The organism is Leucobacter chinensis (assembly GCF_019049105.1).
Taxonomy (GTDB): Bacteria; Actinomycetota; Actinomycetes; order Actinomycetales; family Microbacteriaceae; genus Leucobacter_A; species Leucobacter_A chinensis.
The window spans coordinates 24848-51205 of record NZ_JAHQZR010000004.1 but is presented as its reverse complement, the minus strand read 5'-3'; the positions used below and the strand labels follow the sequence as shown (position 1 = coordinate 51205).

At 65.9% G+C, this 26358-nt stretch carries 22 protein-coding genes; 3 read left to right on the top strand and 19 right to left on the bottom strand.

Features of this window, described 5'->3' with window-relative positions; genetic code table 11:
• Window positions 1–13: 13 nt before the first annotated feature.
• From KTJ78_RS05305 to nrdI, 15 genes are all read right to left on the bottom strand, one after another.
• A complete protein-coding gene (locus KTJ78_RS05305; protein WP_217133327.1) occupies window positions 14–586 on the bottom strand; it encodes a hypothetical protein in 573 nt (190 codons plus the stop codon).
• On the bottom strand, window positions 583–1203 hold the full coding sequence (locus KTJ78_RS05300) for an Asp23/Gls24 family envelope stress response protein (RefSeq protein WP_217133325.1): 621 nt from the start codon (window positions 1201–1203) through the stop codon (window positions 583–585). The genes KTJ78_RS05305 and KTJ78_RS05300 overlap by 4 nt, the downstream gene beginning before the upstream one ends.
• On the bottom strand, window positions 1200–1766 hold the full coding sequence (locus KTJ78_RS05295; protein WP_217133323.1) for an RNA polymerase sigma factor: 567 nt from the start codon (window positions 1764–1766) through the stop codon (window positions 1200–1202). The genes KTJ78_RS05300 and KTJ78_RS05295 overlap by 4 nt, the downstream gene beginning before the upstream one ends.
• Before the next feature lie 241 nt (window positions 1767–2007).
• The gene (locus KTJ78_RS05290; protein WP_217133322.1) at window positions 2008–2223 is read right to left on the bottom strand and encodes a hypothetical protein; all 216 of its coding nucleotides are present in this window, start codon (window positions 2221–2223) and stop codon (window positions 2008–2010) included.
• A 39-nt stretch (window positions 2224–2262) separates the two neighbouring features.
• A complete protein-coding gene (locus tag KTJ78_RS05285) occupies window positions 2263–2880 on the bottom strand; it encodes a hypothetical protein (RefSeq protein ID WP_217133320.1) in 618 nt (205 codons plus the stop codon).
• Complete coding sequence (locus KTJ78_RS05280) at window positions 2877–3467, bottom strand: Asp23/Gls24 family envelope stress response protein (RefSeq protein ID WP_217133319.1); 591 nt, start codon at window positions 3465–3467, stop codon at window positions 2877–2879. The genes KTJ78_RS05285 and KTJ78_RS05280 overlap by 4 nt, the downstream gene beginning before the upstream one ends.
• A complete protein-coding gene (locus KTJ78_RS05275; protein WP_217133317.1) occupies window positions 3468–3854 on the bottom strand; it encodes an NTP pyrophosphohydrolase in 387 nt (128 codons plus the stop codon).
• Window positions 3851–4042 (bottom strand): DUF2273 domain-containing protein, encoded by a 192-nt coding sequence (locus tag KTJ78_RS05270; RefSeq protein ID WP_217133316.1) that lies wholly within the window; start codon window positions 4040–4042, stop codon window positions 3851–3853. The genes KTJ78_RS05275 and KTJ78_RS05270 overlap by 4 nt, the downstream gene beginning before the upstream one ends.
• Window positions 4039–4548, bottom strand: coding sequence for an Asp23/Gls24 family envelope stress response protein (locus KTJ78_RS05265; RefSeq protein WP_217133315.1), 510 nt, complete (start codon window positions 4546–4548; stop codon window positions 4039–4041). Before KTJ78_RS05265 ends, KTJ78_RS05270 begins: the two co-directional genes overlap by 4 nt.
• Before the next feature lie 508 nt (window positions 4549–5056).
• The gene (locus KTJ78_RS05260; protein ID WP_217133314.1) at window positions 5057–5854 is read right to left on the bottom strand and encodes a hypothetical protein; all 798 of its coding nucleotides are present in this window, start codon (window positions 5852–5854) and stop codon (window positions 5057–5059) included.
• Between the two features lie 221 nt (window positions 5855–6075).
• Entirely contained in the window at window positions 6076–12513 is a 6438-nt protein-coding gene (locus tag KTJ78_RS05255) for a fibronectin type III domain-containing protein (protein WP_217133313.1), read from the bottom strand.
• Window positions 12514–12742: 229 nt separating this feature from the next.
• Window positions 12743–13327 (bottom strand): NADPH-dependent FMN reductase, encoded by a 585-nt coding sequence (locus KTJ78_RS05250; protein WP_217133312.1) that lies wholly within the window; start codon window positions 13325–13327, stop codon window positions 12743–12745.
• A gap of 171 nt (window positions 13328–13498) precedes the next feature.
• On the bottom strand, window positions 13499–14566 hold the full coding sequence (gene nrdF / locus KTJ78_RS05245; protein WP_254259420.1) for a class 1b ribonucleoside-diphosphate reductase subunit beta: 1068 nt from the start codon (window positions 14564–14566) through the stop codon (window positions 13499–13501).
• A 145-nt stretch (window positions 14567–14711) separates the two neighbouring features.
• Complete coding sequence (gene nrdE, locus KTJ78_RS05240) at window positions 14712–16931, bottom strand: class 1b ribonucleoside-diphosphate reductase subunit alpha (RefSeq protein WP_217133311.1); 2220 nt, start codon at window positions 16929–16931, stop codon at window positions 14712–14714.
• Window positions 16928–17419 (bottom strand): class Ib ribonucleoside-diphosphate reductase assembly flavoprotein NrdI, encoded by a 492-nt coding sequence (gene nrdI / locus KTJ78_RS05235; protein WP_217133309.1) that lies wholly within the window; start codon window positions 17417–17419, stop codon window positions 16928–16930. Before nrdI ends, nrdE begins: the two co-directional genes overlap by 4 nt.
• Before the next feature lie 292 nt (window positions 17420–17711).
• Here nrdI and KTJ78_RS05230 point away from each other — a divergent pair, with 292 nt between their 5' ends.
• Window positions 17712–19553 (top strand): phosphoenolpyruvate carboxykinase (GTP), encoded by a 1842-nt coding sequence (locus KTJ78_RS05230; RefSeq protein WP_217133306.1) that lies wholly within the window; start codon window positions 17712–17714, stop codon window positions 19551–19553.
• Here the strand turns inward: KTJ78_RS05230 and KTJ78_RS05225 are convergent.
• Entirely contained in the window at window positions 19548–20129 is a 582-nt protein-coding gene (locus KTJ78_RS05225; protein ID WP_217133305.1) for a TetR/AcrR family transcriptional regulator, read from the bottom strand. The two genes, KTJ78_RS05230 and KTJ78_RS05225, sit on opposite strands and share 6 nt — an antisense overlap.
• Window positions 20130–20191: 62 nt before the next feature.
• Between KTJ78_RS05225 and KTJ78_RS05220 the strand changes: the two genes are divergently transcribed.
• Window positions 20192–21094 carry an SDR family oxidoreductase gene (locus tag KTJ78_RS05220; RefSeq protein WP_217133303.1) on the top strand — a complete coding sequence of 301 codons (903 nt, stop codon included), beginning with the start codon at window positions 20192–20194 and terminating at the stop codon, window positions 21092–21094.
• On the opposite strand, the gene KTJ78_RS05215 is transcribed toward KTJ78_RS05220, so the two are convergent.
• Window positions 21091–21828, bottom strand: coding sequence for a metal-dependent transcriptional regulator (locus KTJ78_RS05215; protein WP_217133302.1), 738 nt, complete (start codon window positions 21826–21828; stop codon window positions 21091–21093). The two genes, KTJ78_RS05220 and KTJ78_RS05215, sit on opposite strands and share 4 nt — an antisense overlap.
• 268 nt (window positions 21829–22096) lie before the next feature.
• Complete coding sequence (locus KTJ78_RS05210; protein ID WP_217133301.1) at window positions 22097–23731, bottom strand: thiamine pyrophosphate-dependent enzyme; 1635 nt, start codon at window positions 23729–23731, stop codon at window positions 22097–22099.
• 233 nt (window positions 23732–23964) lie between these two features.
• Here KTJ78_RS05210 and KTJ78_RS05205 point away from each other — a divergent pair, with 233 nt between their 5' ends.
• Entirely contained in the window at window positions 23965–25194 is a 1230-nt protein-coding gene (locus KTJ78_RS05205) for an RsbRD N-terminal domain-containing protein (RefSeq protein ID WP_217133300.1), read from the top strand.
• A 197-nt stretch (window positions 25195–25391) separates the two neighbouring features.
• Here KTJ78_RS05205 and KTJ78_RS05200 read toward each other — a convergent pair whose 3' ends face one another.
• Complete coding sequence (locus tag KTJ78_RS05200) at window positions 25392–26342, bottom strand: C-terminal binding protein (RefSeq protein WP_217133298.1); 951 nt, start codon at window positions 26340–26342, stop codon at window positions 25392–25394.
• Between the last annotated feature and the right edge of the window lie 16 nt (window positions 26343–26358).

Here is a 26358-nt window from a genome sequence, read left to right as displayed (position 1 = left end):
TGGGCGCTCGCGGCTACCCGAGAGCTTTGCGCGAAGCGGCAACAGCGCCGACGCGAGCGGCCGTCACTCGTACCGATGCAACGGGAAGCCCACGCTCAGCGCAGTAGGCAGTAACGGCCGCTGCAGCGTTTCGCGTAGCCGCGACGGCTCCCGATTCAGGGAACGCTCCAGCGTTACCCGCAGCCTCCGGGTGGGCATCGGCCCCGACCGCAACGTCTACGTGTAAGCCGTCGTCACCCTGTTCAACCGTCACGCGCGGGGTAGCCTGAGCCGGCTCGTTCAAGAGAGCGCGCACGCCCGCCGCAACCGCCTTCTGCAGCACACCACCAACGTCGTATACCGCGGCAATCCCAGCGGCTTCGCGCACCGCGGCTTCGAGCCCCGCGGCGAGTTCGTGCGGCTCTGGCATCGGCATCGTTGCCACGCCCGACGGCAGCGTCACGCCCAACGGCGGCATCTCTCCCGACGGCGGCGTCTCGCCCGACGGCAGCGTCACGCCCGCCGCTGCGGGCTCTGGTCTCGCGGGGTCAGCTTCGGGCGGCTCGGCGCTCATGGGCTCTGCCGCGTTTGCATCAGGGTGTCTCACCGCTGGTCTCCATTCATTGCGGGGCGTTCATGCACATCGCGCACCGTAAGATCGACCGCTACGAGTCGAATGGTTGAGTGCACGCGAATACGGTTCTGAATCTCAGAACGTAGTTGTTCAACGAGTTCGGGAATCGGCAGGCCGTACCGAATGCTCACTTCGGCCTGCACGCGAACCGGCGCCCCCGGAGTGGTCAGGTCACCGTCGAACCGGCACTTACCGACGAGGGCTCCGGGTACCGCGCTCTCGGCCGAGCGAATGACGCCGCGAAGAGCGCCTTCAGTGATGCCGAGGTCGAATGTCGGGTCTTCAGCTTCGATGGGAATGCGCCGTCCCGCGCGTGCGTCAAGCGCGATACTCGAGAGAATGCTCTGCACAAAGCTCTCTTCGGGTTCAGCTTCGGCGGCCGCATCAACCTCGAGTAATTCAGGGGTGAGATCGCGAAGCCGCTCTAGCGCGTCAAGCACTAAGAGACAGCCAGGCGAATGCTCTATTTCAGGGTCATCTGGGGTTCGCCCGGCATCAAGGTAGTCAGACAGCTGCTCAACGGTATAACCGTTGAGCTCGTCTGCGCTGACTCCAAGATGGGGAGCCCGGGAATTCAGGGGATCGTTCATCGCCATTGCTCCATTCGAACGATGATGTCTTTTCTCGCCCGGGCAAGCAAGCCTCGTACCGTAGACAGGGGAATGCCCAACTCGTGAGAGATTTCTTCATAAGTGTAACCGCCCACTTCTCGCAACATCCAACACTCTCGCTGGGCGGTAGGAAGCTGCTGCAGGGCCTCTGAGAGCGCGGCTACACCGGCTCTCGCCTCGACCTGTCGTTGCGGCGTGATCTGCTCGGGTGCAGCAGGCTCAACCTCGTCGATCCCGTCGTGTGATCTCGACGACCGAATACGATCAATCGCCTTTCGGCTTGTGATGCGCATGAGCCAGCTCTTCACCCGTTCGGGATTTTCGAGGGTTGGCAGTTGGTGCCATGCAGTAATAAAGGTCTCTTGAACCACGTCATCGATCTCTGCAGTGCCAGGCAGCAGGCGCCGAACGTAAGCCCGCATCATGGGTGTGTAGCGCCTGATGAGTACCGCAAACGCCTCAGCATCACCGTCAACAGCACGATCAGCGAGTAACCGATCCTCTGCGCACGCGAGCGAGGTATGGGCCTGCCTCTTTCTCATTCCTCTCCCCCTTCAGAGAAGAGACTCTCGTCGTAGAGAGCCAACGGGCCCGGAGTCAGGCCCCTCTCTTTCCAGTCTGAAACCGCTCTCGCCGAGATTTCAAGGATCTTCATCTGTTGTTCACTTGTTCGTGACCTGATCGATGACAGCGTTTTGGGGTGCTGCCGCAGCGAGCCGGGCTTCGGTTGCGGGCACTGGGCCCGTTGATCCGCCCGGCCGCGCTTCTCACAGCACCCTCGCGTCAACTGCCAAGCAACGCCTTGCGCGTCTTATCAAACGACTTTTGGGCATTTTTGGCGAGGCGTCGGCGAGACTTTTTCGCCTCGGGACTCGTCCACAAACGCTCAATCTGATGCCTGAGATCTTCGTAATGTTTGCCCCGTTTCTTCGCAGACTCGACGCCAACCATGTAACCGGCGACCGCGACGATCACAACAATCAAGAGATTCTTTCGCATTGCACTGTTCCTTTCGTTTTGCGCCCGGAACAACCGGGTCTACTGCACTCGAGGCTGGTCGGCTGCGAACCTCGCACGAATGCCAGACCGAACTGACACGAGTGCATCAAGGTCGCGGCCGAGCAGCGTCGACAGGTTATTGACCAGTCCAGAAACACGCTCGACAATGATGCCCGGCGAGACGTTCTGGCGAGGAGCCACCTGAATATGCAGCACATCAACCCCGCGAATACGCCGAGTCGATACTTTCGAGGTGACCACGGCGTCATCTGCTTCAAGCGAGTGCGCAAGCGCATCGGCAGCAAACGACTCTTCGAGGGTGATAGCGCCGATCGGCCCTTCACCCGGTTCAAGCCGAGTGACCGATGCAGCCCGACCGCCGCCGAGTCGCGCCATGATGATGATGCAGAGCACAACGCCGATGATGGCGAGTAGCAAGGCCCCGAGAGTGACCCCGTTCAGGGCACCGCCCTCACCCATCTGGGTGCGACGTTGCGCCTCGGTCAGCCACGCCTCAGACGAGGTAGCGACTGAGCGCCAGACCTCTGCCGCCGCAGGCCAGAGCTGCGCCATGACAATGGCCAATCCCCCGGCAAGTAAGAGCAGGCCAACAAGACCGATGACGGCCCGATTCAGGCCACGGTTGGTTTCATTCATGAGAACTCTCCTCGCTCATCGGTCTTCACGACCCTCGTGCGCACTTTCACGGGAGGGCGAAGCTCGTAACTGGCAAGCTCGATTTGAGCAATGACCGAGGCCCGCTCACGATCGACCACCTGGCCTGGCTGAGGGCGGATCGTAATATCAGCGGTCCTGTGGCCGATACCAACGACCACGCTTGATTTCGGCAGGTCAAGTTCGCGGCGCAGGTTCTCGGCTACCGCCGAAGCAATAACACCGTTGTCGACGACCACCGAGTACCTCGAGATTTGGCTCTCGTGCCGAGGCCTGCGTGCTGACGAGAACGACAGCCACAGCAGAATGAGCCCGACAAGCGCCGCGATCACCCCAATGGCTACCGTGACGCTCGCCTCAGATCCCTCGAGATCAGGAACCCCGGCGATAGCGGCAAGGGCTTCATGCGGCGCCATGACGAGTGGTGCGGCTCCAGCGATGTGCAGCACCAGCTCAGTTGCGCCGTAGGCCACTGCCACCATAATGACGACGAGCAGCACGACGGTCAAGACCGTTCGAGGTGAGTGCGTCTCGCGACGCACAACCCTTGCTAATACCCCTTCGCTCATCTATCTCACCCGCTTTCGTGTCGGAACCACCGCGCCGGTCACCGTGATTGAAACCCGCTCAATCGTGCGACCGGTCAGGCGACCGCACTCTCGAGCAAGCTCCTCTTGCACGCTGCGCAACCGCTGTAACACGGGAGTTGCGCTCGCGACCGCCTCGGCGTCGGCAAGGTCAGGAATGGGTAACTTTGCCGCAACATTGACGGCGAGCCCGCGCCCCCACTCCGTGAGCGCGACCCTGACGTCATCTCTCGGCACACACAACACCTGAGCCGAGGTCTCGCGCACCACCTTCTCGAGTACCCGCTCACGAACGCTAATGCGTCCTGACGGGTGTGAGGTCATGCCGAGACTCGCGCCTGCAGGTGCCAGGGCGGTCGCGGCGCTCATGATGAAGTTTTCCGGCCCGTGAATGCGCCAGCGACGGCGCGAAGGTCAAGCTCGCCAGACATTACCCGCCCGATGAGCGCACCGACGCCCATCATGAGCGCGACGAGCAGAAAGCCCCAAAAGCCGAACAGCATCGCCGCAAACCCGAGCACCGCCCCAACGAGGGCTCCGGTTAGCGTCGTGCTCATGAGACTCGCGCCTCGCTGTCGTCGCCCTCACTATCGTTGTCTTCGCTCGGCAGGTGCACGTCATTCACGTCGACGTTCACCTCGACAACCTCAAGCCCCACGAGACGCGAGATCGCATCGGTGACCGCTGCTCGCACATTGCCCGCAACCTCTTGAATCGGGGCGGGGTAATCGACCACGATCGTGATATCGGCAGCCGCCTGAGTCTCGCCCACCTCGACCTTGACCCCCTGGGTAAGGTCGGTCGCGTTCACGACATCGCGGATCGCGCCCAGTGCTCGAGCCCCGCCACCCCCGAGCGCGTGGACGCCTCGAACCTCGCGAGCGGCAATGCCCGCGACCTTTGCAACAACGCCCTCTGCGATTGTGGTCTTGCCGGCAGAGTCTTCAGCCGATGGGTTCGGGGTGGTCGTTGAAACACGATCGACGCGTGACCCCGGTACCGGAGTCTTCGCGGCAAGATCGCCGTCAGTAACAACCGTCTTGTTTGTCTCTTCTGCAGCCATGAGATGTCCCTCCGTGTGGTGTGACACCGCCCGAGGGCAATGCCATCGTTGGAGCGAAGATTATCGCTCTACCAATGAGACGCGGCGGGCTGCAAAAATGTCACAAACTTTTTTGAAGCTGCGCTTGGGGGCGCGGGCCTCGGGGCTCCGGGCTCGGGGCTCCGGGCTCGGGACTCCGGGCTCGGGACTCCGGGCTCGGGACTCATCGCACGCAAGGCTGCGGCGCGATCCGCGATTCTCGATCTACTTGACGAAAAGCAGGGTGTTATCGCCGAAACACCCTGCTTTTCGTCAAACTGCGGCGATAGCGCCAGGCACGCGAAGCCGCACGGACAGTGCGCGAAGCCCCCCGTTCGGTTTACTTGACAGAAAGCAGGGTTATTTCACGGAAACACCCTGCTTTCTGTCAAGTAGACGGCGCGGCAAGGTGTGGGAAGCGAGGTGCGCCCGCAACGCACGAAGCGCCGGGCACGGAGCGCCGGGCACGAGGCACGGCGCCCCGCACGCGCTAGGGCATCGCGTTCCAGCGGTAGCGCGGGGCGCGCGCGAAGTCGGCGATGACGCCAGATGGATCGCCCTGGAACGGGAACACCGTAACGAGCTGCATGGTCAGCTGGGTGCCAACGCCCTCAACACCGTAGACAAGCACCGCCGGGTGCCCGTCGTGAGCGGGCAGGCAGACGACCCGGCTTCGGCGGGCGAGGTTCGGGCCCGCGTCCGGGGCCGGGGTCAGGCCCGCATCCAGGGTTGGGGCGGGAATCGGGGTCGGGTCGAGCGGGGCGAGCGGGGTGCGCGGGTCGAGCGAGGTGCGCGAGGCGGGGCGATCCGCCGCGGGTTTCATCGGGAGCTGGGTCTGGGCGAGGGCCAGCGCGTCGGCTGCCGCGTCGAGCGGGGCTTCAGCGACGAGGGCTCCCTCGGGGGCGTCGCTAAGTAGCGGGAGCGTCGCGTTCATGACGCGCTCGAGCGGGGTCGTCGCGCCGCGGTCGTGCAGGTGAAAGGCGTCGGCGGGCAGGCCGAGCGCGGCAGCGAGCTTGCCATCCTGCCAGCGCTCGCGCTTGAGTCCGTAGGGGGTCATGACGTGTGAGAACCAGTATCCGTAGACGTGCAGCAGGCCGGCGTTTCCGACGGGAAAGTCGGCGTCGATACCTGCCGCGGCGTGCAGCTCGGCGAAGAGCGGCTCGTCGAACGAGGGCACGCCCGTGTTCTCGTCGATGACGGTCGAGCGGCCCCACGCGGCGAGCCTGCCAGCGGCGGCATCGCGGCGGATGAAATCGAGTACTGCGGCGCGGTCAATGGGTGCGGTCATGCCTCGACTATCTCACGGGAAGGGCTTGGGACCGCGAAAATGTTTGCACTTTTGGGGCGTTTTCGGTGGTTTTCGGGGCAACATTGCCAACAATGTGATGAGGGGCGCGGATCAGCCCAGCCATCGGCCTGCCGGGCCCCGATCCGCACCCTGTGCGGGTACGCGAAAGCGGGGTGCAACCCGGGCCTACAGCCCCGGCGCACCCCGCCCCGCGTGTCGCGTTACATCGCGGCGCGTGCCTCACGACGAGCACGCGCGACCCACACTGAGCCACCGAGCACGAGCAACAGCACACCCGCACCGGCGAGCATGAACGCGGGCCCACCTGCGGCGCCGGTTGCGGCGAGCACGGTGACCGTTCCGTCGGCGTTGCGTTCGACCTTCACCGGAGTCCATCCGACGAGCGAGCCAGCTGCGTCGAGCGCCACGAGCCGGTGCTCGCCACTCGTGAGCGAGCCGGGCAGCGTGAGGGTGAACTCGCCGCGGGCATCGGGCACGCTCCACCCGAGGAACGTCGGAGTCGAGTGCACGAACATCGCAAGCGGATCGCCCGCGTACTTCGCATCAACCCGCAACGTGAGGGTGTAGCCGTCGCGCTTCACGATCTCGAGCCCGCCCGCGCCGGCAGCATCGAGCTGCGCATCCGTGAGCGGATCCGGGGTCGTAAGCGTGGGCGCAACCGGATCGACCGGCTGGCCTGGGTCGACAGGATCGACAGGATCAACCGGGTCGACAGGGTCCACCGGATCAACCGGATCGACAGGATCAACCGGATCGACAGGATCAACCGGATCAACAGGGTCGACAGGGTCCACCGGGTCAACCGGATCAACAGGGTCGACCGGGTCGACCGGATCAACAGGGTCAACCGGGTCGACGGGGTCAACCGGATCCACAGGATCCACCGGCTTCGTCGGCCCGGCCACGCACTCGGCCGGGAGCGACGCCGCGTCGCCCACGAGCTTCGTGCCGTCGGCCTGCTTGCAGATCTCGAAGGAGTCGACGACCTTGCCCGTTCCCACCTGGTAGGCGTTGTAGGTGAGGCGGCCGCCGTTGATCTCGATGCCCTGGTAGGTGCGCACGCCCTCGTAGGCGGTCACGCGCACCGCACCGTTGCCGGTCCAGTCATTGGGGTCGGCGGTGTCGAGCTCGTACTTCTTGGGGCCAAGCACCGAGACGGCGTAGACGGGCCCGCCGTGCACGCCACTTTCCGCGGCAGTCTCGTTCGCCTGCATGTGGCCGCGACCGTAGGTGTGGTCGTGGCCCTGCAGCACGAGGTCAACATTATGGCGCTCGATCACGTCGAGGTAGGCGGCGCGCAGGTGCTCGTTGTCACGCCCGACCGAGGTCGAGAAGAGCGGCTGGTGAATGCTCACGACCGACCAGTTGCCCGGGTTCGACTCGAGCTGCTCGTCGAGCCATGCGGCCTGCATGCCCGTCCAGATGCTGATCGGATCGGCCGAGGTGCCACAGCCAGCCGCGGCGAGCGCGTCTGATGCCGGGATGAGGTCGCGGGTGCCGATCGTTCCGCTCAGGGTGATAAAGCGCACGCCCTGGTAGTCGATCGAGTACACGATGTTCGCGAGCGACTCGGCGATCTTCTTCTGGTACACGAGCGTGCACGCATCGGCGGCGGGGTCGACGATGGGCCCGTTGCCCGGCATGGTGAAGTGCTCATGCCACGCGTTGTACAGGCCGCCCTCTAAGAACTCGTGGTTGCCCGCGACGAGCAGCTGGTCGACGCTCGCGGTTTTCGCCGGGTCGGCGTCGAACCACTCGCCCCACTGCACGTCGTTATCGGCGTGGTTGATCTGGTCGCCGGCGTGCAGCACGAGCGAGGCGTCGGGCAGCTTGGCGTAGGCCTCGCGCATGCCCTCGGCCCAGTGCGCCCGAAGCTCGTTCTGCGCATCGCCCACGTAGATGAACGAGAAGGGGTCGGCCTTCGCGCTCGCGGTCTCGAAGCTGAACCACTCGCTCCAGGCGTCTTGCCCATCGCCCACGCGGTACTCGTAGCGAGTGCCGGGCTTGAGTCCCGTCACGGTAGCCGAGTGACTGCGTGCCTTGTAGCTTAAGGTTTCGCCCGACTGGGTTCCCTTGCGATCGATCGCGTCGCGGCTCGTCGCGGGTACCGCGATGACCTGTGCAGCGGATCCCTCCCGGTACTCCACCTGCCCCGCAGCCACCGACTCGTCGGTGCGCCAGGTCACGGTGCGGCCCGTGGTCGCGTCGGCCGTGGGGCTCACGATGACGCGGTCAGGGGTCGCGGTCGGCGCGTATGCCTCAATGGGCAGGTTTGGCACGCCCGGTTCGACGGGGTCAACCGGATCGACCGGAACCTCGGTGCCGTCGCCGGGTTTCGGCAGTTCGGCCCCGCCGCGCGCCGCGCTCGCACCCGCGATCTCGACGCTGAAGAGTTCTCCCGCGCCGTTCGTCGTGAGGTGCACGGTTTCGACGAGCGACTGATCGGTGCCCTGCGTGGCAAGGTTTACCTCGAGGTCGGCGGTCGCCGAGACTCTCAGGCCCGTCGCGTACGCCGTGTTCTCTGCCGCCTCGCGGGGCTGCGTCACGGTAACGACGATGTGCGCGACCGCGCCGCCCTTGATGGGCTCGACCAGGAACTGGCCGACGTCAACGCCGAGCGCGTCGAGCACCTCGTTGATGTCGTCAATCTCGAGCGTGTACTCACGCACGATCGGCTTCGTAAGTTTGCCGCCGATGAGGCCGTCATTCTCGCCCACCTCCTGGCCGAGAATGCTGAGCGACCCAACGCTCACGCTCGCCGACGTGGGCTTCGCCTCGTCGTCTGGCGCGACTGCGGTTGCACTCACGTTCTCGGCGGTGATGAGCTCGTCGAGTCCCAGCACCGTGCCGATGCGCCCCTTCTTGTCGAGCGCAAGGTGGTTCAGCTCAAAACGGTCGACCGTGACGGTCGAGGTAATGCCCTCGTCGTTCCACACGTTGCGCACGACGACGTCACCGTAGCTGCTACCGCTGCCGAGGTCGCCCGAAGGCTTCCCGCTCGGCTTACCGGCTGCGTGCTCCTGCTCAATCGTCTCGCCGCGCTTCGGTGTTCCCGCCTCGGGCAGTTGGAAGAGACCGGGCTCGCCAATCTCGACGCCCTTGCTGAGCTCGGCGTTGATGAGCCCGCTCAGAGCGCCACCGATGGCAGATCCGCTCGCTTTAAGACCCGTGCTGCCCACTGTTAGCGGCGAGGCGAACGCGGCCAGCTCGCCCACTTCGCCCTCACCCGGCCCCTCTGGGTCAACCGGCTTCGTCGGGGTCGTCACGGTGAGGGTCGCGGGCGCCGTCGGGGTGCCCTCGCCAACGCCGTTCGAGAACATAGCCCGCACGAGCAGGCCGTTCTGGGCGAGCGTGCCGGTGAGGCTCAACTCGCCGGTCGCGGCAGAGGCCACCTGCGAGGCATCAATATCGTTCCAGGGGCCACCGAGCGCGTGGCGGAACTGCCAGCGCACGTCAGCCTCGGGGTTCGCCTCGGCGCGCGCCGTGAACGTCGCAACACCGCCATCTTCGACCGTCACGTTCGTGGGTTCTTCGATGATGCGCGGGGCATAGGCAACTGAGAGCACCGCGGCGTCGGTCGCCGTTTCACCAACTTCGTTCGTGAGCAGCGCGCGAACGCTCGAACCGTGATCTTCTGCCGCGAGCACGAGGTTCAGCGTCGGGCCGGTCTCGCCAGCGATGGCAACCCAGCCTGAGCCGCGATTCTGCTGCCACTCAACCGTCGGGCTCGGGGCGCCGTGGTAGCCAACCGTAAACGTCGCGGTCGCTCCCTCAAGCCACGATCCGGCCTGTGGCTGCGCGGTCACGACGGGCGCGTACTCGACGAGGAGCGCCGCCGCGTTACTCACTGCCTCGCCGGCAGCATTCGTGAACACTGCTCTGAACTCGGCATTCGTGTCGGCCGCAGTCGCCTGCAGCACGAGGGTCTCGCTGTTCGCGCCCTCGATGTCGCGCCAGGTGCCGTCACTGAGCCGCTGCCACTGCACTTCTGGCGTTGGGAAGCCGGTCGCGCGTGCCGTGAAGCTCACCTCGGCATCACCGCGGATCGTCGCAGGCTCAGGGTGCTCGGTCACCACGGGGGCGCCCGCAACCGTCAGGCCGCGGGTGTTGCTCTCGCCGCCAGCGTTCTTCACGCTTACGAGGTGCGCACCGCTCGCGAGGCCCTCGGGAACCGTAAACGTGAGGCTTGTGCCATCGGCCGAGACCTCACTCGGCGCGAGTGTTTCGCTGCCGAGTACGACCTGCGTTGCGGCGGTGAACCCGTGGCCCGTGAGCGTCACACTCTCGCCCGCTTTGACCGTGTTCGGGGCAGCCTGCTGCACGAAAGGTTTCACCGCGTCTGGTGACTGCGCCTGGACGGTGCCCACGACGCCGGTGAAGAAGTTCACGCGCTGACCACTGCGGTCGTCGCCCGTGCCGTGGCGCGCACGGGTCTTGAGCAGCCCGCCGTTCTCGCCCTCATACTTCAGCTGCACATCAGCGATGACGCGCAAGGCACCGGCCTCGGCCCTGCCCGACTCGGTCACCTGCGCAACCGGCTCAACGCGCACCCACACGGTAAGGGCACTGTTCGACTGCATCCGGTCATAGCCCTCGCGCGCATCGGCCCAGAAAACACCGTCGAGCACGCTGCTCGACCTCAGCTCGTCGCGGTTCCAGGTGCGGGTGAACTCTTGCGCGGTCTCGAGACGACCGTTCACGAGGTCAGCGGGGTTGCCGAGCACCCTGAGGCCTTCAAGCGTGGTGCTGGCCTCAGATGCTCCGCCCACCTCTGCCTTCGCGGTCGCGGCGAGCGCCTCGGCCGTCACGATTGGGGCGCCGCCGAACAGCGCCTGCCACGGTGCGGGAGCCTCGATCGCAAGGTTCTGCGCCTCGATGTTCGCGGTCATGCCAGCAAGATCCTGCGTGATCGTGCCTTTGAAACCGTGCTCACTCGTCGTCACAACGCCGTGCCCGGTCGCGTCAAGCGTGCCCGGCTCAAGGCTGTACAGCGTCGAGGTCGCGGTGTCGCCAACCGGGTTCGCGATCGTCGGGTTGCTCCAGGTCATCGCCTTCGAGTTGTCTTCGGTGAGCCGCACCGCGCTCTCGCGCTGCATGAGGCCCGTGACCGTGGCACCGCCCGATGCGGGAATCTCAGGTGCGGCGAGCGCCAGCACCGTGAACTGCGCGCTTGCCTGCTGCCCACGAACGCTCACCTCGAGCGTCGCCTCACCAACCGCGAGCGACTCGGGCAGGCGCAGCGTCGCGCTGAGGCCACTCTCGGCCACCTGCACGTCGGCCGCAGCAACCCGCGTCTCGACGCCCTCTGCGTCAATGATGCGAACGCTCGTGGCACCCGGTGCGAAACCAGACCCCGTGAGCGTCACGGTCTCGCCGTGCGTTGCCTGCTCTGGAGCGATGCCCGTCAACGAGAGTGCAACCACGTCATCACCAAGAATGGTGAGCAAACCTGCCTCGGCCGATCCGCCCTTCGTCGCAACGACAACGGGGTAGCTGCCCGCCGCGAGGCCCTGCGGAACCACGAATGAAAGCTGCGAGCCGTCGGGCGCAACCTCGGGAATGGCTGTCGCTGATCCGCCAACGGTCACACTCGTGCCGCCCACGACAAAACCGGTTCCCGAAACCGAGATGCTCTCGCCGGCCTCGGCCTCGGTGGCGCTAAGCGAGGCGACCGACGGCGCCATCGCCGCTGGTGCCGAGAGCGATGCTCCGGCAAACACCGCCTCGAGCACCGTCGAGTCTGCCGTCAGGTCAGCACCGCCAAGCCCAAGAATGAGCTTCGCCTTAATGTTCAGGGTGATGTGCGCGTCGAGGTGCAGGCCGCCCTCGGCCGGGGTGCTCGCCGTGATCGTGAACACGCCGTTCAGGCTGCTCGAATCGACGAGGCCCGAGTACGAGCCGATGTCTTCTTCTTTGATGCCGAGGCTGCGCAACAGCGCAACCACGTCATTGCTCTTGACCGTGAGCTCGCGGCTCACCGGCTGCTCCAGCACACCGCCCGGGGCCTCGATCGTTTCGCCGAGCAGGCGCAGCCCCTCGACCTTCGTCGTGGTGAGCGACTCGCCGCCAACGCCCACCGTCGCGGTCGTCGCCACGCGGTCGGCCTCGGCCACAACGCCGCGCCCCAGCACCTTCGCTACTTTGTCGTTGAGCTCTTCAAGGTCGATGACGATGCCCTCGATCACGGTCTCGCCCGTGAGCCCCGAGGGCGTGCGGGTCACTCGATCAGAGCCGCCGCCAATCTCGATGCCGCGGCCAGGCTCACTATCGACCTTGCCCTTCTTTGGGTCGGTCATGATGCCGTCAATCGGCCCCGCCTCGTACGCCTTCTCGGCGACCGCATTACCCGTGCGATCGCCCTCGGGGGCACCGAGGCCCTCAAGCGTGTAGTCGCCAATGTCACCGAGCAGCACCGGCAGGTCGACGAGGCCATTCAGTCGGCCGCTCGTCGTACCGTCAGCGCTCAGCGGGTGCAGCGTCGCCGCCACCGGATGCGTCACGAGGTCGCCGCCGACCGACGCTGCCGCCGGCGTCGCGCCGAGCGTCACACCGCCAATGAGCACCGACCCGGCAAGCGCGGCCGCGACGAAGCGCGACAGCCTTCCCGGTGGGTGAAGTTGTGTAGTTCCAGACGACATGCAAGTGCTCCGTTTCTCTCGACCGCGCGCGGCCCCGACCGCAGTGACCACGCCACCACGTAGGCAGTCAAACAGTGAGAGGTAACCGGTTCGTTGCAGCCGGTGAGCGAAGGGTGAACGGTGAGCCACCGTTTTCGCAATTTGCGATGTCGGGTCGGGGTGCGGATCAGCCCAGCCATCGGCATGCCGGGCCCCGATCCGCACCCTGCGCGGGTACGCGCGCCGGGCGTTACGCCGTCTGGTGCGGCGACCGCTCCCGCACGAGGCCCGCGAAACGGCCCACGTAATCACGCACGAACTCGGTCGTCGCGGGGTCGACGAAGCGGCCCTCAGGGGTGAGCAGCGTCGGCGACTGGCCGAGAAACACCTCGGGCTGCCCCGGCGAGGGCATGTCGAAGTACGAGAGTGCAAGGCGCAGGTTTTTGTGGGCACTGTAGCCGCCCATGCGGCCAACCGAGTGGCTGATGATGGCGAAGGGCAGGCCCTTCCAGGCCACGTCACTGTTGGGCTTCGAACCGATGTCGACCGCGTTCTTGAGGCACGCCGGAACCGTCCGGTTATTCTCAGGCGTCACAAACAGCACCCCATCGCTCGCCTTGATCGTGTTGCGAAACGCGGTGTACTCGGCCGGGAGCACCTTGTCGGGCACCGCGGGGTCGTCGTAGTCGAAGTCGTAGAGCGGCAGGTCACGAATCTCGACGATGCGGCCCTCGAAGCCCTCGGGCAGCAGCTCGATAGCCTGCTTCGCGATCTGGCGAGCATACGAGGCGCGGCGCAGGCTGCCGACGAGCACGGTGATCTGGTGGGTGGTCATGGGGTCCTTTCGTGGTGGGGCTGGGGTGAGGGTTTAACTCGGCTGGCTCTGGGCCGGGGCCCGGGGCGGCCGCGCCCAACCATTGCCTGATTTTTGCCCGGTTTTACCCCCTTTTGGGCGTTTTCGGCTCGAAAATCAGGCAATGGTTGGGCTGAAAGCGGGCCCCTCCCCCTAGAAATCCCAGTCGTCGTCGCTCGTGTCCTCGGCCTTGCCGATGATGTACGACGAACCCGAGCCCGAGAAGAAGTCGTGGTTCTCGTCGGCGCCGGGGGCGAGGGCGGCGAGAATCTCGGGGTTCACCTCGGTCTCTTCGGGGCTGAAGCGCGCGGGGTACCCGAGATTCATGAGCGCCTTGTTCGCGTTGTAGCGCACGAACACGGCAACGTCGTCCATGAGCCCGAGCGGCTCGTACAGCTCGCCCGAGTACTGGAGTTCGAGCTCGTAGAGTTCCTCGAGCAGCTCGTACGTGAACTCCCGCATGCGCTCACGCTCGGCCGGGCTCACGGCTTCGAGCCCGCGCTGGTACTTGTACCCCGAGTAGTAGCCATGCACGGCTTTGTCGCGCAGAATGAGGCGGATCATGTCGGCCGTATTCGTGAGTGTCGCGTGCACCGAAAAGTGCAGCGGCAGGTAGAACCCGGCGTAGAGCAGCAGCGACGAGAGCAGCGTCGACGACACCTTTCGCTTCAGCGGATCGTCACCGTAATAGTGCGCGAGCACCTTCTTCGAGCGCTCCTGCAGGAGGTCATTCGCGACGGCCCAGCGGTAGGCATCGTCGATCTCGGGCGTGCTCGTGAGCGTCGAGAACACCGACGAGTACGAGCGGGCGTGCACGGCCTGCATGAAGGCGATGTTCGTGTAGACGGCCTCCTCGTGCTCGGTGCGAGCATCCTGGATCTGGCAGATCTCGCCGACGGTCGCCTGCACGGTGTCGAGCATCGTGAGCCCCGTGAACACGCGCATCGTGAGGGTGCGCTCTTCGGGGGTGAGCTGCTGCCACGCCGGCAGGTCGTTCGAGAGCGGCACCTTTTCGGGCAGCCAGAAGTTGGCGGTGAGGCGGTTCCACACCTCGAGGTCTTTGTCGTCGCCAACGCGGTTCCAGTTGATGGGCCTCAGGCGCGCGGCGGGGTCGTGCCGGTACGAGGGCGGCGTCACCGAGATCTCGGTGAGCGGGCGCGCGGGGTCAAGGTGCGCGGCGGGATCGTGGGCGGGGTCGTGGGCGGGGTTGGGTTCGGTCATGGTGCACTTCTTTCGGTCTGATGCGTTCGGGGTGAGGGGTGCGCGGCGGCCGGCCGCGCGGCAGCGAGGCACGCGGCGGGGCGCGAGCAGCGGGCGCGGATCGGCGCAGCCTGACGCCGCCCACACCCGAGCCGGGCGCCCGCGCCTACAGCGCGCACGACACGCAGCCCTCGATCTCGGTGCCCTCGAGGGCGGGCTGGCGCAGGCGAATGTAGTAGATCGTTTTGATGCCCTTGCGCCACGCGTAAATTTGCGCGCGGTTGATGTCGCGGGTCGTCGCCGTGTCCTTGAAGAACAGCGTGAGCGACAGGCCCTGGTCGACGTGGCGGGTCGCGGCCGCGTAGGTGTCGATGATCTTCTCGTAGCCGATCTCGTAGGCGTCGGCGAAGTACTCGAGGTTGCTCTCGTTCATGTGCGCCGCCGGGTAGTAGACGCGGCCGAGCTTGCCCTCCTTGCGAATCTCGATCTTCGCGGCGATGGGGTGAATCGATGCCGTGGCATGGTTCACGTACGAGATCGAGCCCGTGGGTGGAATCGCCTGCAGGTACGCGTTGAAGAGGCCGTGCTGGGCCACGTCGGCTCTCAGCGCGGCCCAGTCTTCGCGGGTGGGTATGGCGAGGCCCGATCCGCCGCCTGCGTTTGCGAAGAGCTCGCGCACGCGAGCCGTCGCGGGTTGCCAGTCGCGCTCGGTGTACTTGTCGAAGTAGGTTCCGTCGGCGTAGCTCGAGGCTTCGAAGCCCTCGAAGGTCTCGCCTCGCTCGCGGGCGATGCGGTTCGAGGCGCGCAGCGCGTGGTAGGTGACGGTGAGAAAGTAGATGTCGGTGAAGTCGACGCCCTCGGGTGATCCGTAGTGAATGTGCTCTGAGGCGAGGTAGCCGTGCAGGTTCATCTGGCCGAGGCCGATCGCGTGCGATGCGTCGTTTCCGGCGGCGACCGAGGGAACCGCGTCGATGTTCGTTTGCAGCGAGACGCTCGTGAGCGCCCTGACCGCGAGCTCGACGGTGTCGCCGAAGTCGGGGGCGTTCATCGCTCGGGCAATGTTCAGCGAGCCGAGGTTGCACGAGATGTCGCGGCCCACCTCGCGGTAGCCGATCGCGGCGTCGTAGCTCGAGGGGGTGTTGACCTGCAGAATCTCGCTGCAGAGGTTCGACATGTTGATCCACCCCGAGAGCGGGTTCTCGCGGTTCACGGTGTCTTCGAAGAGCACGTACGGGTAGCCCGACTCGAACTGCAGCTCGGCGAGGGTTTTGAAGAACTCGCGCGCGCTCAGCGTCGTCTTGCGAATGCGGGGGTTCGCGACGAGCTCGTCGTAGTGGTCGTTGATCGACAGGTCGGCCATCGCCTTGCCGTACTCGCGCTCGACGTCGTAGGGGCTGAAGAGGTGCATGTCGCGATTCTCTTTGGCCAGTTGAAAGGTGATGTCGGGAATCACGACGCCCAGAGAGAGCGTTTTAATGCGGATCTTTTCGTCAGCGTTCTCGCGCTTCGTGTCAAGAAAGCGCATGATGTCGGGGTGGTGCGCGTGCAGATACACGGCCCCCGCGCCCTGCCTCGCCCCCAGCTGGTTCGCATACGAGAAGGAGTCTTCGAGAATCTTCATGACGGGCACGACTCCAGAGGCCTGCTGCTCGATCTTCTTGATCGGGGCGCCCGTCTCGCGAAGGTTCGTGATGAGCAGCGCCACGCCGCCGCCGCGCTTCGAGAGTTGCAGCGCCGAGTTCACGCCGCGGCCAATCGACTCAAGGTTGTCTTCGAGGCGCAGCAGGAAACACGAGACGAGCTCGCCGCGCTGCGCCTTGCCCGCGTTCAAGAAGGTGGGGGTTGCGGGCTGAAAGCGCCCGCTCATCATCTCGTCGACGAGGCCCAGCGCGAGCTGCTCGTCGCCCTGCCCGAGAAAGAGTGCGGTCGCCACGACCCGCTCTTCGAAGCCCTCGAGGTACTGTGAGCCGTCGAAGGTCTTGAGCGCGTACGACGAGAAGAACTTGAAGGCACCCAGAAAGGTCGTGAAGCGGTGGCCCGCAGCGTGAGCGCGCTCGTGGGCGAGCTCGATGAACGCGGGGCTGTAGGCCGCGAGAAACTCGGCCTCATAGTAGTCGTTGGCTACGAGCCAATCGAGGCGCTCGGTAACGCCTGCGAAGCGGCGCGTGTTCGGCGCGACGTGCTGTTCGAGGTAGGCCCTGGCGGCCTCCAGGTCCTTGCCCAACTGCATCGTGCCATCGGCGGCATAGAGGTTCAGTTGCGCGTTGAGCGCGTGGTACTCCTTGCGCTCGCCAATGCCCGCGCGGGCCGGGGCTCCCTCGCCCGGTTCGGGCACGGCGGCCTCGGTCGGCACCGAGCTCTCGGGTGCCTTCGTTTCGGTGGTCATATGGCGTTCCTTTCTGCGGGGGCGTTCGTCTCGGCCCAGAAACGGGCGAGACCGGTGTTCACGTTTTCAATGTCGCGCCCCGTGCCGAGCAGCTCGAAGCGGTACAGCTCTGGCACCCCGCACTTGCGCGAGATGATGGGGCCGGCGATGCAGTAGTGCTCGCCGAAGTTGGTGTTGCCCGCCGTAATGACGCCGCGCAAGAGGCCGCGATTCACGGGGTCGTTGAGAAAGCCGATGACCTGCTTTGGCACGGCTCCCGCCTGCTCGCCGCCGCCATAGGTGGGCACGACGAGCACGAAGGGGTTTGCGACACGAATGAGGCCGTCGACCCTGGGCCGAAGCGGTATGCGCTCGGCGGGCCGGTCGAGTCGCTCGACGAAGCGGCGCGTGTTTTCAGAGACGCTCGAAAAGTAGATGAGGTCGGGCGAGTGCTCCTGCCCCAGTTCTCGCACCGGGAGGGGTTCCCCCCGTCGTGTGTGTACGCTCATCACCCTGCTCCGTTCGTGTCGCTCGTCGTGTGCCCTACGCCGCCGGTCACGCCCACGGTTGCCTCGCGAATGTGCGCTAGGCCCTCGTGTCGCCCCGGCAACCACCAACACCGCAATTACTATATGTTGTGGTCAAGAGACGCCATGACCGGCACATCTAGTAATAACACCGAGTGGCCCATCTTGTCTACGACACGCCGCTCTTTCAAGTACGTTGCACCGAACAATAGTATGCTGATGCTACGAAGTACCGTCAACCTCAGGCAATGCCCACGACAGGAGCGAGCAGCGCATGACCAGCACGACCACCGAAACCCTCACCGCAGCAGGACTACTGAACCCGGCAATTCACGCGTTCGTTGCCGATTGGGCGGGGCACACACGATCCGCACGTATTGAGGTCGTCGGCTCCGGCGACGACGGGCGACTCATCGACGAGGCACTCGAGGCGGGCGAGCTGCTGCCAGCCGGGCCCGGGCGCTACTACGCAAGGTCGCACGAGAAAGACACCGCGCGCTCAGAGGAGCGCACCGTCGTCGCGACGAGCAACCCCAAAGACGCGGGCGTGTACAACAACTGGCAGCCCGCAGCCGAGACCCTCGACACCCTTCGCGAGCGCATGAGCGGTGCGGCCGAGGGCAAGACCCTGTACGTTGTTCCGTACCTCATGGCCGTGCCGAGCACGAAGCTCGCCCCCTACGCCGCGGGCGTGCAGCTCACCGACGACCGCACCGTCGTGCTGCACATGATGCGCATGGCCCGCGTCGGCGCCGAATACCTGGGCGAGGCGGTCGCCACGGGCGACACCGACTTCTTCGTGCGCGCCGTGCACATCACCGGCAACCTCGACGAGATGCAGCACGGAACCCCGGGCGACCAGCGCCTCTTCGCGACGATCGCCGACGAGCGACTCATCGTGCACTACGGCTCGGCCTACGGCGGCAACGCGATGCTCGGCAAGATCGCCCACGCACTGCGCCTCGCCTCGTACGACGGCCGGGCCTCGGGGGCGTTTCTCGCCGAACAGTTCATGCTGCTCGGCATCGTCGACACCGTGACCGGCGAGAAAACTCACGTGTGCGGCGGCTTCCCGAGCGCGTCAGGCAAGACGAACCTCGCGATGACGCTCGCTCCCGAGGCCCTCGGCGACCGCTACCGGGTCGAGTTCTACGGCGACGACATCGCGTGGATGTGGCCCGGCGACGATGGCCGGCTCTACGCCATGAACCCCGAAAACGGCGTGTTCGGCGTCGCCAAAGACACGAACGAGGCGACGAACCCCGCCGCGATGCGCTCGATCGGCCCCGGCAGCGGAACCATCTTCACGAACGTCGCCTACAACGAGATCACCCAGGACGTGTGGTGGGAGGGCCTCACGCCCGAGCCCCCGACCGAGCTCGTCGGGTGGCTCGACTGGCGCGGCCGCCCCATCACCGAACGCCAGGCTGCCGAGAAGGCCGAGCCCTGGGCACACCCGAACAGCCGCTTCGCAACCCCGCTCACGAACGTCGAATCGGTCGCGGGCGACGCTGCCGACCCGGCGGGCGTTCCGGTCGACATCATCATCTTCGGCGGGCGCACCCGCGACCGCGAGCCGCTCGTGCGGGCCATCACCGACCTCGCCGAGGGCGTGTACGACGGCCTCACGCTCGGAGCCGAGGCAACGTTCGCGGCCGAGGGCGTCGACGGCCAGCTGCGCTACGACCCCATGTCGATGCGCCCGTTCCTCGCCTACCCCGAGGGCGACTACGCCGAGCACTGGCTCACCGTGCTCGGCGCGCTCAAGCACCAGCCACTCTTCGCGCACGTGAACTGGTTTCAGCGCGGCCCCGCGGGCGAGTACCTCTGGCCCGGCTACCGCGAAAACCTGCGCGCCCTGCTCTGGCTCGCCGACCTCAAGGCCGGCCGCGCAACGGGCCGCGAAACCCCCGTCGGCACCGTTCCCACCCCCGACGAGCTGGGCCTCACCGGCCTACCGATCTCGCGCAGCGAACTCGAGTCGCTACTCACGATCGACACCCCGCGGTGGATCGAAGAAATCGCCCACCGCGAAGCCCACCTCGCCCAGTTCGCAGGCCTGCCGCAGCCCATTCGCGACGCGCACGCCAGGGTCGCGCGGGGGCTCGGGCTATAGGACCGACTTCAGGAGCGTGAGGGCTTGAGCAACTGACCGTGGCTCAAGCCCTCGCTCGATGACCCACTCGTCGGCCACTCGCAGCACCGCGAGGAGCGAGCGCATGTGCAGCTGGAGCGGCAGCTCGGCCGATACTTCGCCGCGGGCCCGCCATGAGGCAAGAATGCGGGCAACGGCGCGCATGACCGCAGCACCAAAGTCAGTGACCGCGGGCGTCGCAGGGGCATCAGGCAACGCAAGTAATCGACCGAGCATGAGCGTCGTCGGCTGCTCAACGGCGAGCTTCGAGAGCCAGCTCGCAATGCGATCAAGCGCTTCAGCCTTCGGCGACATGGCGACAGCATGCATTTCAACGCTGTCGATATTGAGATCGCCTCGGTACCTGCGAACGAGAGCGTCAAACAGCCCTGCCTTGTCTGCATAGAAGTGGTAGAACGAGCTTTTCGCAACGCCCGAGCGTTCAAGCATTCGGTTGAGCGAGGCGCGTTCGTACCCGTGCGCCGTGAACTCTTCGGCCGCCGCCGCAAACAGCAGCTGCTCCCGCTCTTTGGCAAATGGTTTCGCCTGTCTCGCCATGTTCACACCTTTCTCACTCCCACCCTATTCTATTCTTGTACCATTCAGTACAAGAAAGGGTGATGATGACGCAAGAACCACAGACCGTACTCCTCCTCGGTGCCACCGGCTACGTCGGCCGGCACTTCGCCGCTCAACTCCACGACGCGGGGTATCGCATTCGAGCCGTCGTGCGCGACAGGCAACGAGCCGAAGCTGAAGGCGCCTGGGGCTCACCGCCCCTCGCTCCATACGTCGCTGAATACGTTGTTGCGGCAAGCGCCGACGAGGCCAACGCAGACGGTTCGCTCATGCTCGGCGTGGCCCACGTGGTCTCGGCCCTCGGCGTCACCCGCCAGAAAGCCGACCCCTGGCTCATCGACTACGGCATGAACCTGCGCTACCTCGAACTCGCCGAAGCGAGCGCCGCCTCATCCTTTCTCTACGTCGGGGTCATGAACGCCACGGTCGGCACCTCACTGCTCACACGATCGAAGGCCGCCTTCATGGCGGCCCTTTCACGCAGTCGCCTGACCCCGCTCATCGTGAACCCCTCAGGGTACTTCTCAGATCTCACCGAAATCTACGACCTTGCCCGCCGCGGTATCGGGGCAGGTCTCGGCGATGGACAGGTACTGCTCTCCCCCATTCATGGCGAAGACCTCGCCGCCTTCTGCACCGGCCTCATCGGCGGGCCAGCCACAACCGTCGATGTTGGCGGTCCAGAAACGCTGAGCTACCGCGAAATCGTACGACTTGCCTTCGAAGCCGCTGGCAGAAAACCGCGTTACACGAGCATCGCCCCAGGGCTCGCCCATGCCGCCACCTGGGTTGCAGACCGAATCGGCCCGAGGCAATCGGCGCTCACCCGCTTCTTTCTCGAGGGCATGCAGACTGATGGCGTTGGAATTTCAGTCGGCACTCACCGCCTCGCCGAGTATTTTGCCTCACTCGCCGAAGCACACAGCGTCGCACAACGCCGCTAGAGCACCTCGACCCACACCGAGTCGGTCGCCGAACGGCCGAGCGGCAACGGAGTCTTCGCGGTATTGCTCGCGTTCGATCCGCCGCCCTCGGCCGCCTGCGATCCCGCGCCACCGCGCGCCGGCTGCTCGACGACCACCTCGACCGCGTCTGAGTACGGCGCCGCTGGCCGCGTCACGAGCACCGACCCGTAGCCGATGCCATGATCGGCGAAGAACTGCAGCAGCCCCGGATCATCGTCAGCCACCCGCTCGACGCGCACGCGCTGCCCCTCGCCCACCGAGCTCAGCAGCTGCGCGTTGGGCCGATGCACCTCGCCGGCCGCCGACGGAATCGGGTCGCCATGCGGGTCACGCTCGGGATGCCCGAGGTGCTCATCGAGGCGCTCAACCATGAAGTCAGACACCGCGTGCTCAAGCGTCTCGGCCTCGTCGTGCACCTGATCCCAGCGGTAGCCGAGCACCTCGACGAGGAACGTCTCAATGAGCCGGTGCCTGCGCACCATCGCGAGCGCGTGGCTGCGGCCCTCGTCGGTGAGCGTCACCGACCCGTAGCGCGCGTGGTCCAGGAGCCCCTGCTCGGTCAGCTTGCGGATCGCGTCAGACGCCGTCGACAGCTTCACCCCGACGCGTGCGGCGATCGTCGAGGCGGTGACGGGCTCGTCGCTCCATTCGCTGAGGCTCCACACGGCCTTGACGTAGTTCTGCGTGCTTTCTGAGAGTGCTGCTACCGACATGCGCACAGCTTACCAAACATGCAAGTTCGCCTCGCCGAACCTTGGTGTTGTGTCGGTCTGGGTGGGGGCGCTCCCCGCCCTGCTCGGCCCGCGAAGCCCGCCGAAAGGTCAAAAAGTGTCGAAATGTGCATAGAAAATCGACACTTTTTGACCTTTCGACGGGAGCCGGTCGGACGACCCCGCGATCCGTGCGAACCCGCGATCCGTGCGAACCCGCGCGGGGCACTACGGAGCGCGAGAGCGCGAGCACCCGGCAGGCGCCCCTGTGCTAGAAGCCCGCCCCGCTCGGCGACGGGGTCGCCGCGTCGATGACGACGTGCAGCAGGGCCGGGCCGTCGTGCGCGAGCAGCCGGGCGATGGTTTCTTCGACGCCATCGGCGCTGTCGATGCGGGCGCCGGCGCCGCCGAACGACTCCATCCACGCAACGAAGTCGGGGTTGACCATCGTGGTGCCCGAGGGGCGGCCCGGGTACCAGCGCTGCTGGTGCTCAACGATCGTGGCGTATTTGCCATTGTCGACGACCACGAAGAGGGCCTTCGAGCCCTGCGCCACAAGCGTCGCGACTTCCTGGCCGTTCATGAGGAAGTCGCCATCGCCGCACACCGCGACGGCCTTGCGCTCCGGGAAGACAAGCGAGGCGGCGACGGCCGCGGGAACCGCCATGCCCATTGCGCCGTTGCGCGATCCGACGAGGCTGTTGGGCACGTCGTGCGTGATCTGGCGGTGGCCCCAGATGGTCGCGTTGCCCGCGCCATAGGTGAGCACGCGCTCGGCAGGCAGCTGCTTCTCGAGCTCGGCGAAGATGCGCTCGAGGTCAGCTCCGGCAGTCGGAGTCTCGCCGCCGGTGTCGGCGGCGAAACGCTCCTGGCTCGCGCGCAGTTCGGCGACGCGGGCTGAGTCGCGCGATCCGCCGACCTCGCCAAGCTCGGCAAGGGCACGGACGAACGTCGCGGGCGTCGCCTGGATGATCTGGTCGACGCGGCCCGAGTGCTGCAGCAGCTCTGAGTCGGTCGTCACGAGCACGGTCTCGGCCTCGCGAGCGATCGTGTAGCCCTCGCTCATAACGTCTGAGCGCACGGCGCCAACCCCGATGAAAAGGTCGGCCGATGAGAGCGCCTCGACGATCGAGTCGCGACGGCCGTAGCCGGGCCAGCCAATGTAGGCCTCGTGGTTATTAGGCACGGCGTCGTAGTTGCGCCAGTCGGCGGCAACGGGAATGTGGTTGGCGAGTGCCCAGTCGGCGAGTTCGCGGCCGGTCGATCCGAAGAAGTTGTCGCCGCCGGCGAGCAGGAAGGGGCGCTCGGCGGCAAGAATGCGGGCCTTCAGCGCGGCCATGTCGTCGGTGCTCGGTGCGGGCGCCGCGATCGCGCGGGCGGCGGGAGCGGTGACCTCGGTCATCTCGCGCAGCAGGTCTTCAGGCAGGCCAACCACGACGGGGCCGGGGCGACCAGACACCGCAACGTGCATTGCCTCGGCGAGGATATCGCCCGCCTGGTCGGCGTTTTCGATCGTGAGCACTCGCTTCACGGTCGATCCGAACCAGCTGTCGATGCTGAACTCCTGGAACGACTCACGGCGGCGGTCGGCAAACGGTACGAGGCCGATGAAGCACACGAGCGGCGTCGCGTCCTGGTACGCGCAGTGGGCCGCAATGAAGAAGTTCGCAGCGCCGGGGCCGCGGGTCACCATCGCGATGCCGGGCTTGCCGGTGAGGCGCCCCTCTGAGAGCGCCATGAAACCAACGCCACCCTCCTGGCGGCACACGACGTTCGTGATCTCTGAGTCGTAGAGCCCGTCAAGCACGTCGAGAAAGCTTTCACCCGGAACCGAGTAAACGCGCTCGACGCCATGATTGGCGAGTGTATCGACGATTAGGTGGCCTACTGAACGCGACTGAGTCATCGGGGTTCCTCTCGAGAAGGTGACGAAATATGTGCTGCCGGGCAAAACCCTGGCCTCGCCTGGCACCGCACAGACCGGCTCAGTGCCGCGTCGCGAAGGGCCGGCCGCCGAATGATCTTGCGCCGTCTCCCGACCATCCTTTCAGGTCTTCGTGCACAATGCACGGGGCATACGCCGCCAAAAAACGTCACTATGCTGGGTATTTGCACATCATCCGCACAAGGAGGTCATGCATGAGCCACGAACCGGTCACCCCCGTCACCACCCCCGACGGTGAGCCGCTCCCGGAACCGGGCAGCACCGCAGCGCCCGCGCCAGACACCACCCTCTCGAGTTCTCCCCTGCCCGAAGATCGCGAACGCTGGCTCCAACTGCTCGCCATGCTCGACATCGACGAGTTGAGCGCCGACTTTGTGCAGCGCATGTCGCAGGTCGAGGAATACCAAGAGGGCAAGATCTCGAGCGCCGACCTGACGAAGGCAGCCCGCGGATCATTTCGCGGCCTCATCGGCTGCATGCGCGAAGGCAGCGAGCGCGAACTCGAGTCGGTCGCCTTCAACGTGGGCACGTCACGGGCGCGGGCCGGGATCTCGCGCACGGCGCTCATGACCGCGATCCGCATGGATTACGCAGTGCTGTGGAACGCACTCGTCGCCGTCGCCTCGGTCGACGACGCCCAGCTTCTCTTGCGTCACGCAGACCTCGTCTGGCAGGTCGTCGACAACTACGCAAGACAGGCTCACAACGGCTACATCGCTGAGAAAGAGATGCTCACCGACACCAGGCAGCTCGCCCAGCGTGCCCTCATTTCAGAGCTCGTTGACGCGAAAGAGCCCCGCCCCGAGCGGATCGCCGAGATCGCGAAGGCCCTCGAACTTCCGTTGCGCGGGCCCTACGTGCTCGTCGCCGCCGCTGGTGCCGAGGCGCAGACGCTGCGCGATCACCTCACGAGTGAATACGGCGCCCGCGCCCTCGTCACCTCGTACTACTTCGAGGGCATGCTCGTGCTGCTCGTGCGCGAACGCATCTGGCTCACGAGTCAGGAACTGCAGGCGCTGCGCGGCAGCGAACTCGGCGCCCTCATTCTCATCACGGGACTCGAAGAGATCTGGTCGGGAACCCGCCTCGCGGCCGAACTCTCGAAACTGCCGTCGTCGCACTCGGGCGGCAGGCGCAGCTTCGACGACTGGCCGCAGCTCGTGCGCGCCCGCCTCGTCGACACGCACCTCGAGCCGGTGCTCAACATCGAGGCGAAGCTCGCCGAGTGCAGCCCTGCCGAACGCGAGAGCATCGAGGAGTCGGTGCGCGTGTTTCTCGAGACCGGCAGCGTGCAGGAGGCTTCGGCCCGGCTGTTCTGCCACCGCAACACGATGACCAATCGGCTGCGCCGCTTCACCGACCTCACCGGCATTGACGTGACGGTGCCGGTCGAGGCGGCGCGCGTGGTGCTCGCCTGGGCGTGATGCGCTGAGCGGGGGCGAGCCGCCGGGGCTGTCGGGGCTGTCGGGGCACGGGCGACGCTCGGGGGCTGCCGGGCCGCCGCGATCCGCCGAAAACGGTTCTACTTGACGAAAAGCAGGGTATTTCGCCCGAAACACCCTGCTTTTCGTCAAGTAAACGGCAAAACGCCGCGCAACAAGCCGCGCAGCGCGGCCCTCCCCTAGTTCACGAGCGTGTGCGGCTTCTCGCCGCGAAGCACACGGCTCACGTTGTCGGCCGGCACCATGAAGTACTCGCGCAGGGTCGCATCGCTGCGGAACGCCGAGTGCGGGGTGACGAGCACGCGCGGGTGGTGCACGAGCGGGTCGTCGGCCGCGGGTGGCTCGACCTCGAGTACGTCGAAGAAGGCGCCGCGCACCTGGCCGCTGTCGAGGGCCGCGATGAGGGCCGCCGTGTCAACGAGCTCGCCGCGAGCGACGTTCACGATGTAGGCGCCCTGCGGAAGCTTCGCGAGGTTTTCGGTGTTCAAGAAACCGCGGGTCTCGTCGGTGAGCAGGGCGTGGAGGCTTAGCACCTGCGACTGCTCGAGCAGTTCGTCGAGGCTCGAGACGCGCTCGACGCCCTCCTGCCAGGCGTCTTCGGGAACGAAGGGGTCGTAGGCGACGACGCGGTCGAAGAACGGCAGGGCTCGCTCGGCGACCTTACGGGCAATGCGGCCGAGGCTGAAGAGCCCGAGGGTCATCTCGCTCGCGCGGGGAGGGAGCGGCAGCGCCGAGTAGTCCCACTCGCCACCCTCAACCTGCTCGACCGAGGCACGGAGTTCGCGCAGCATCGTGAGCATTCCAGCGAGGGCATGGGTCGCAACCTCTTCGCTTGCAACGCTCGGCATGTTGCATACGTCGACGCCGAGTTCACGGGCGACGGTGACGTCGATCTTGTTGAAGCCGACCGAGGTCGTGGCAATGACCTTGAGGTTTGGCAGCTGGCGGAGCGTTGCCGCGTCGAGCTCAATGAAGCTGGCTACGATGCCGTCACAGTCGGGGGTCTTCGAGACGAGCTCGGCGGGGTCGAGCGTGTCGAGCAGCGTGACCTCGTGGCCCTGGCCCTCAAGAAAGGCGATGGCTTCGTTCGGGTCGAGTGCGCCCCGGTCGGTGATGGTGATCTTTGCCATTTCGGCTCCTTTACGT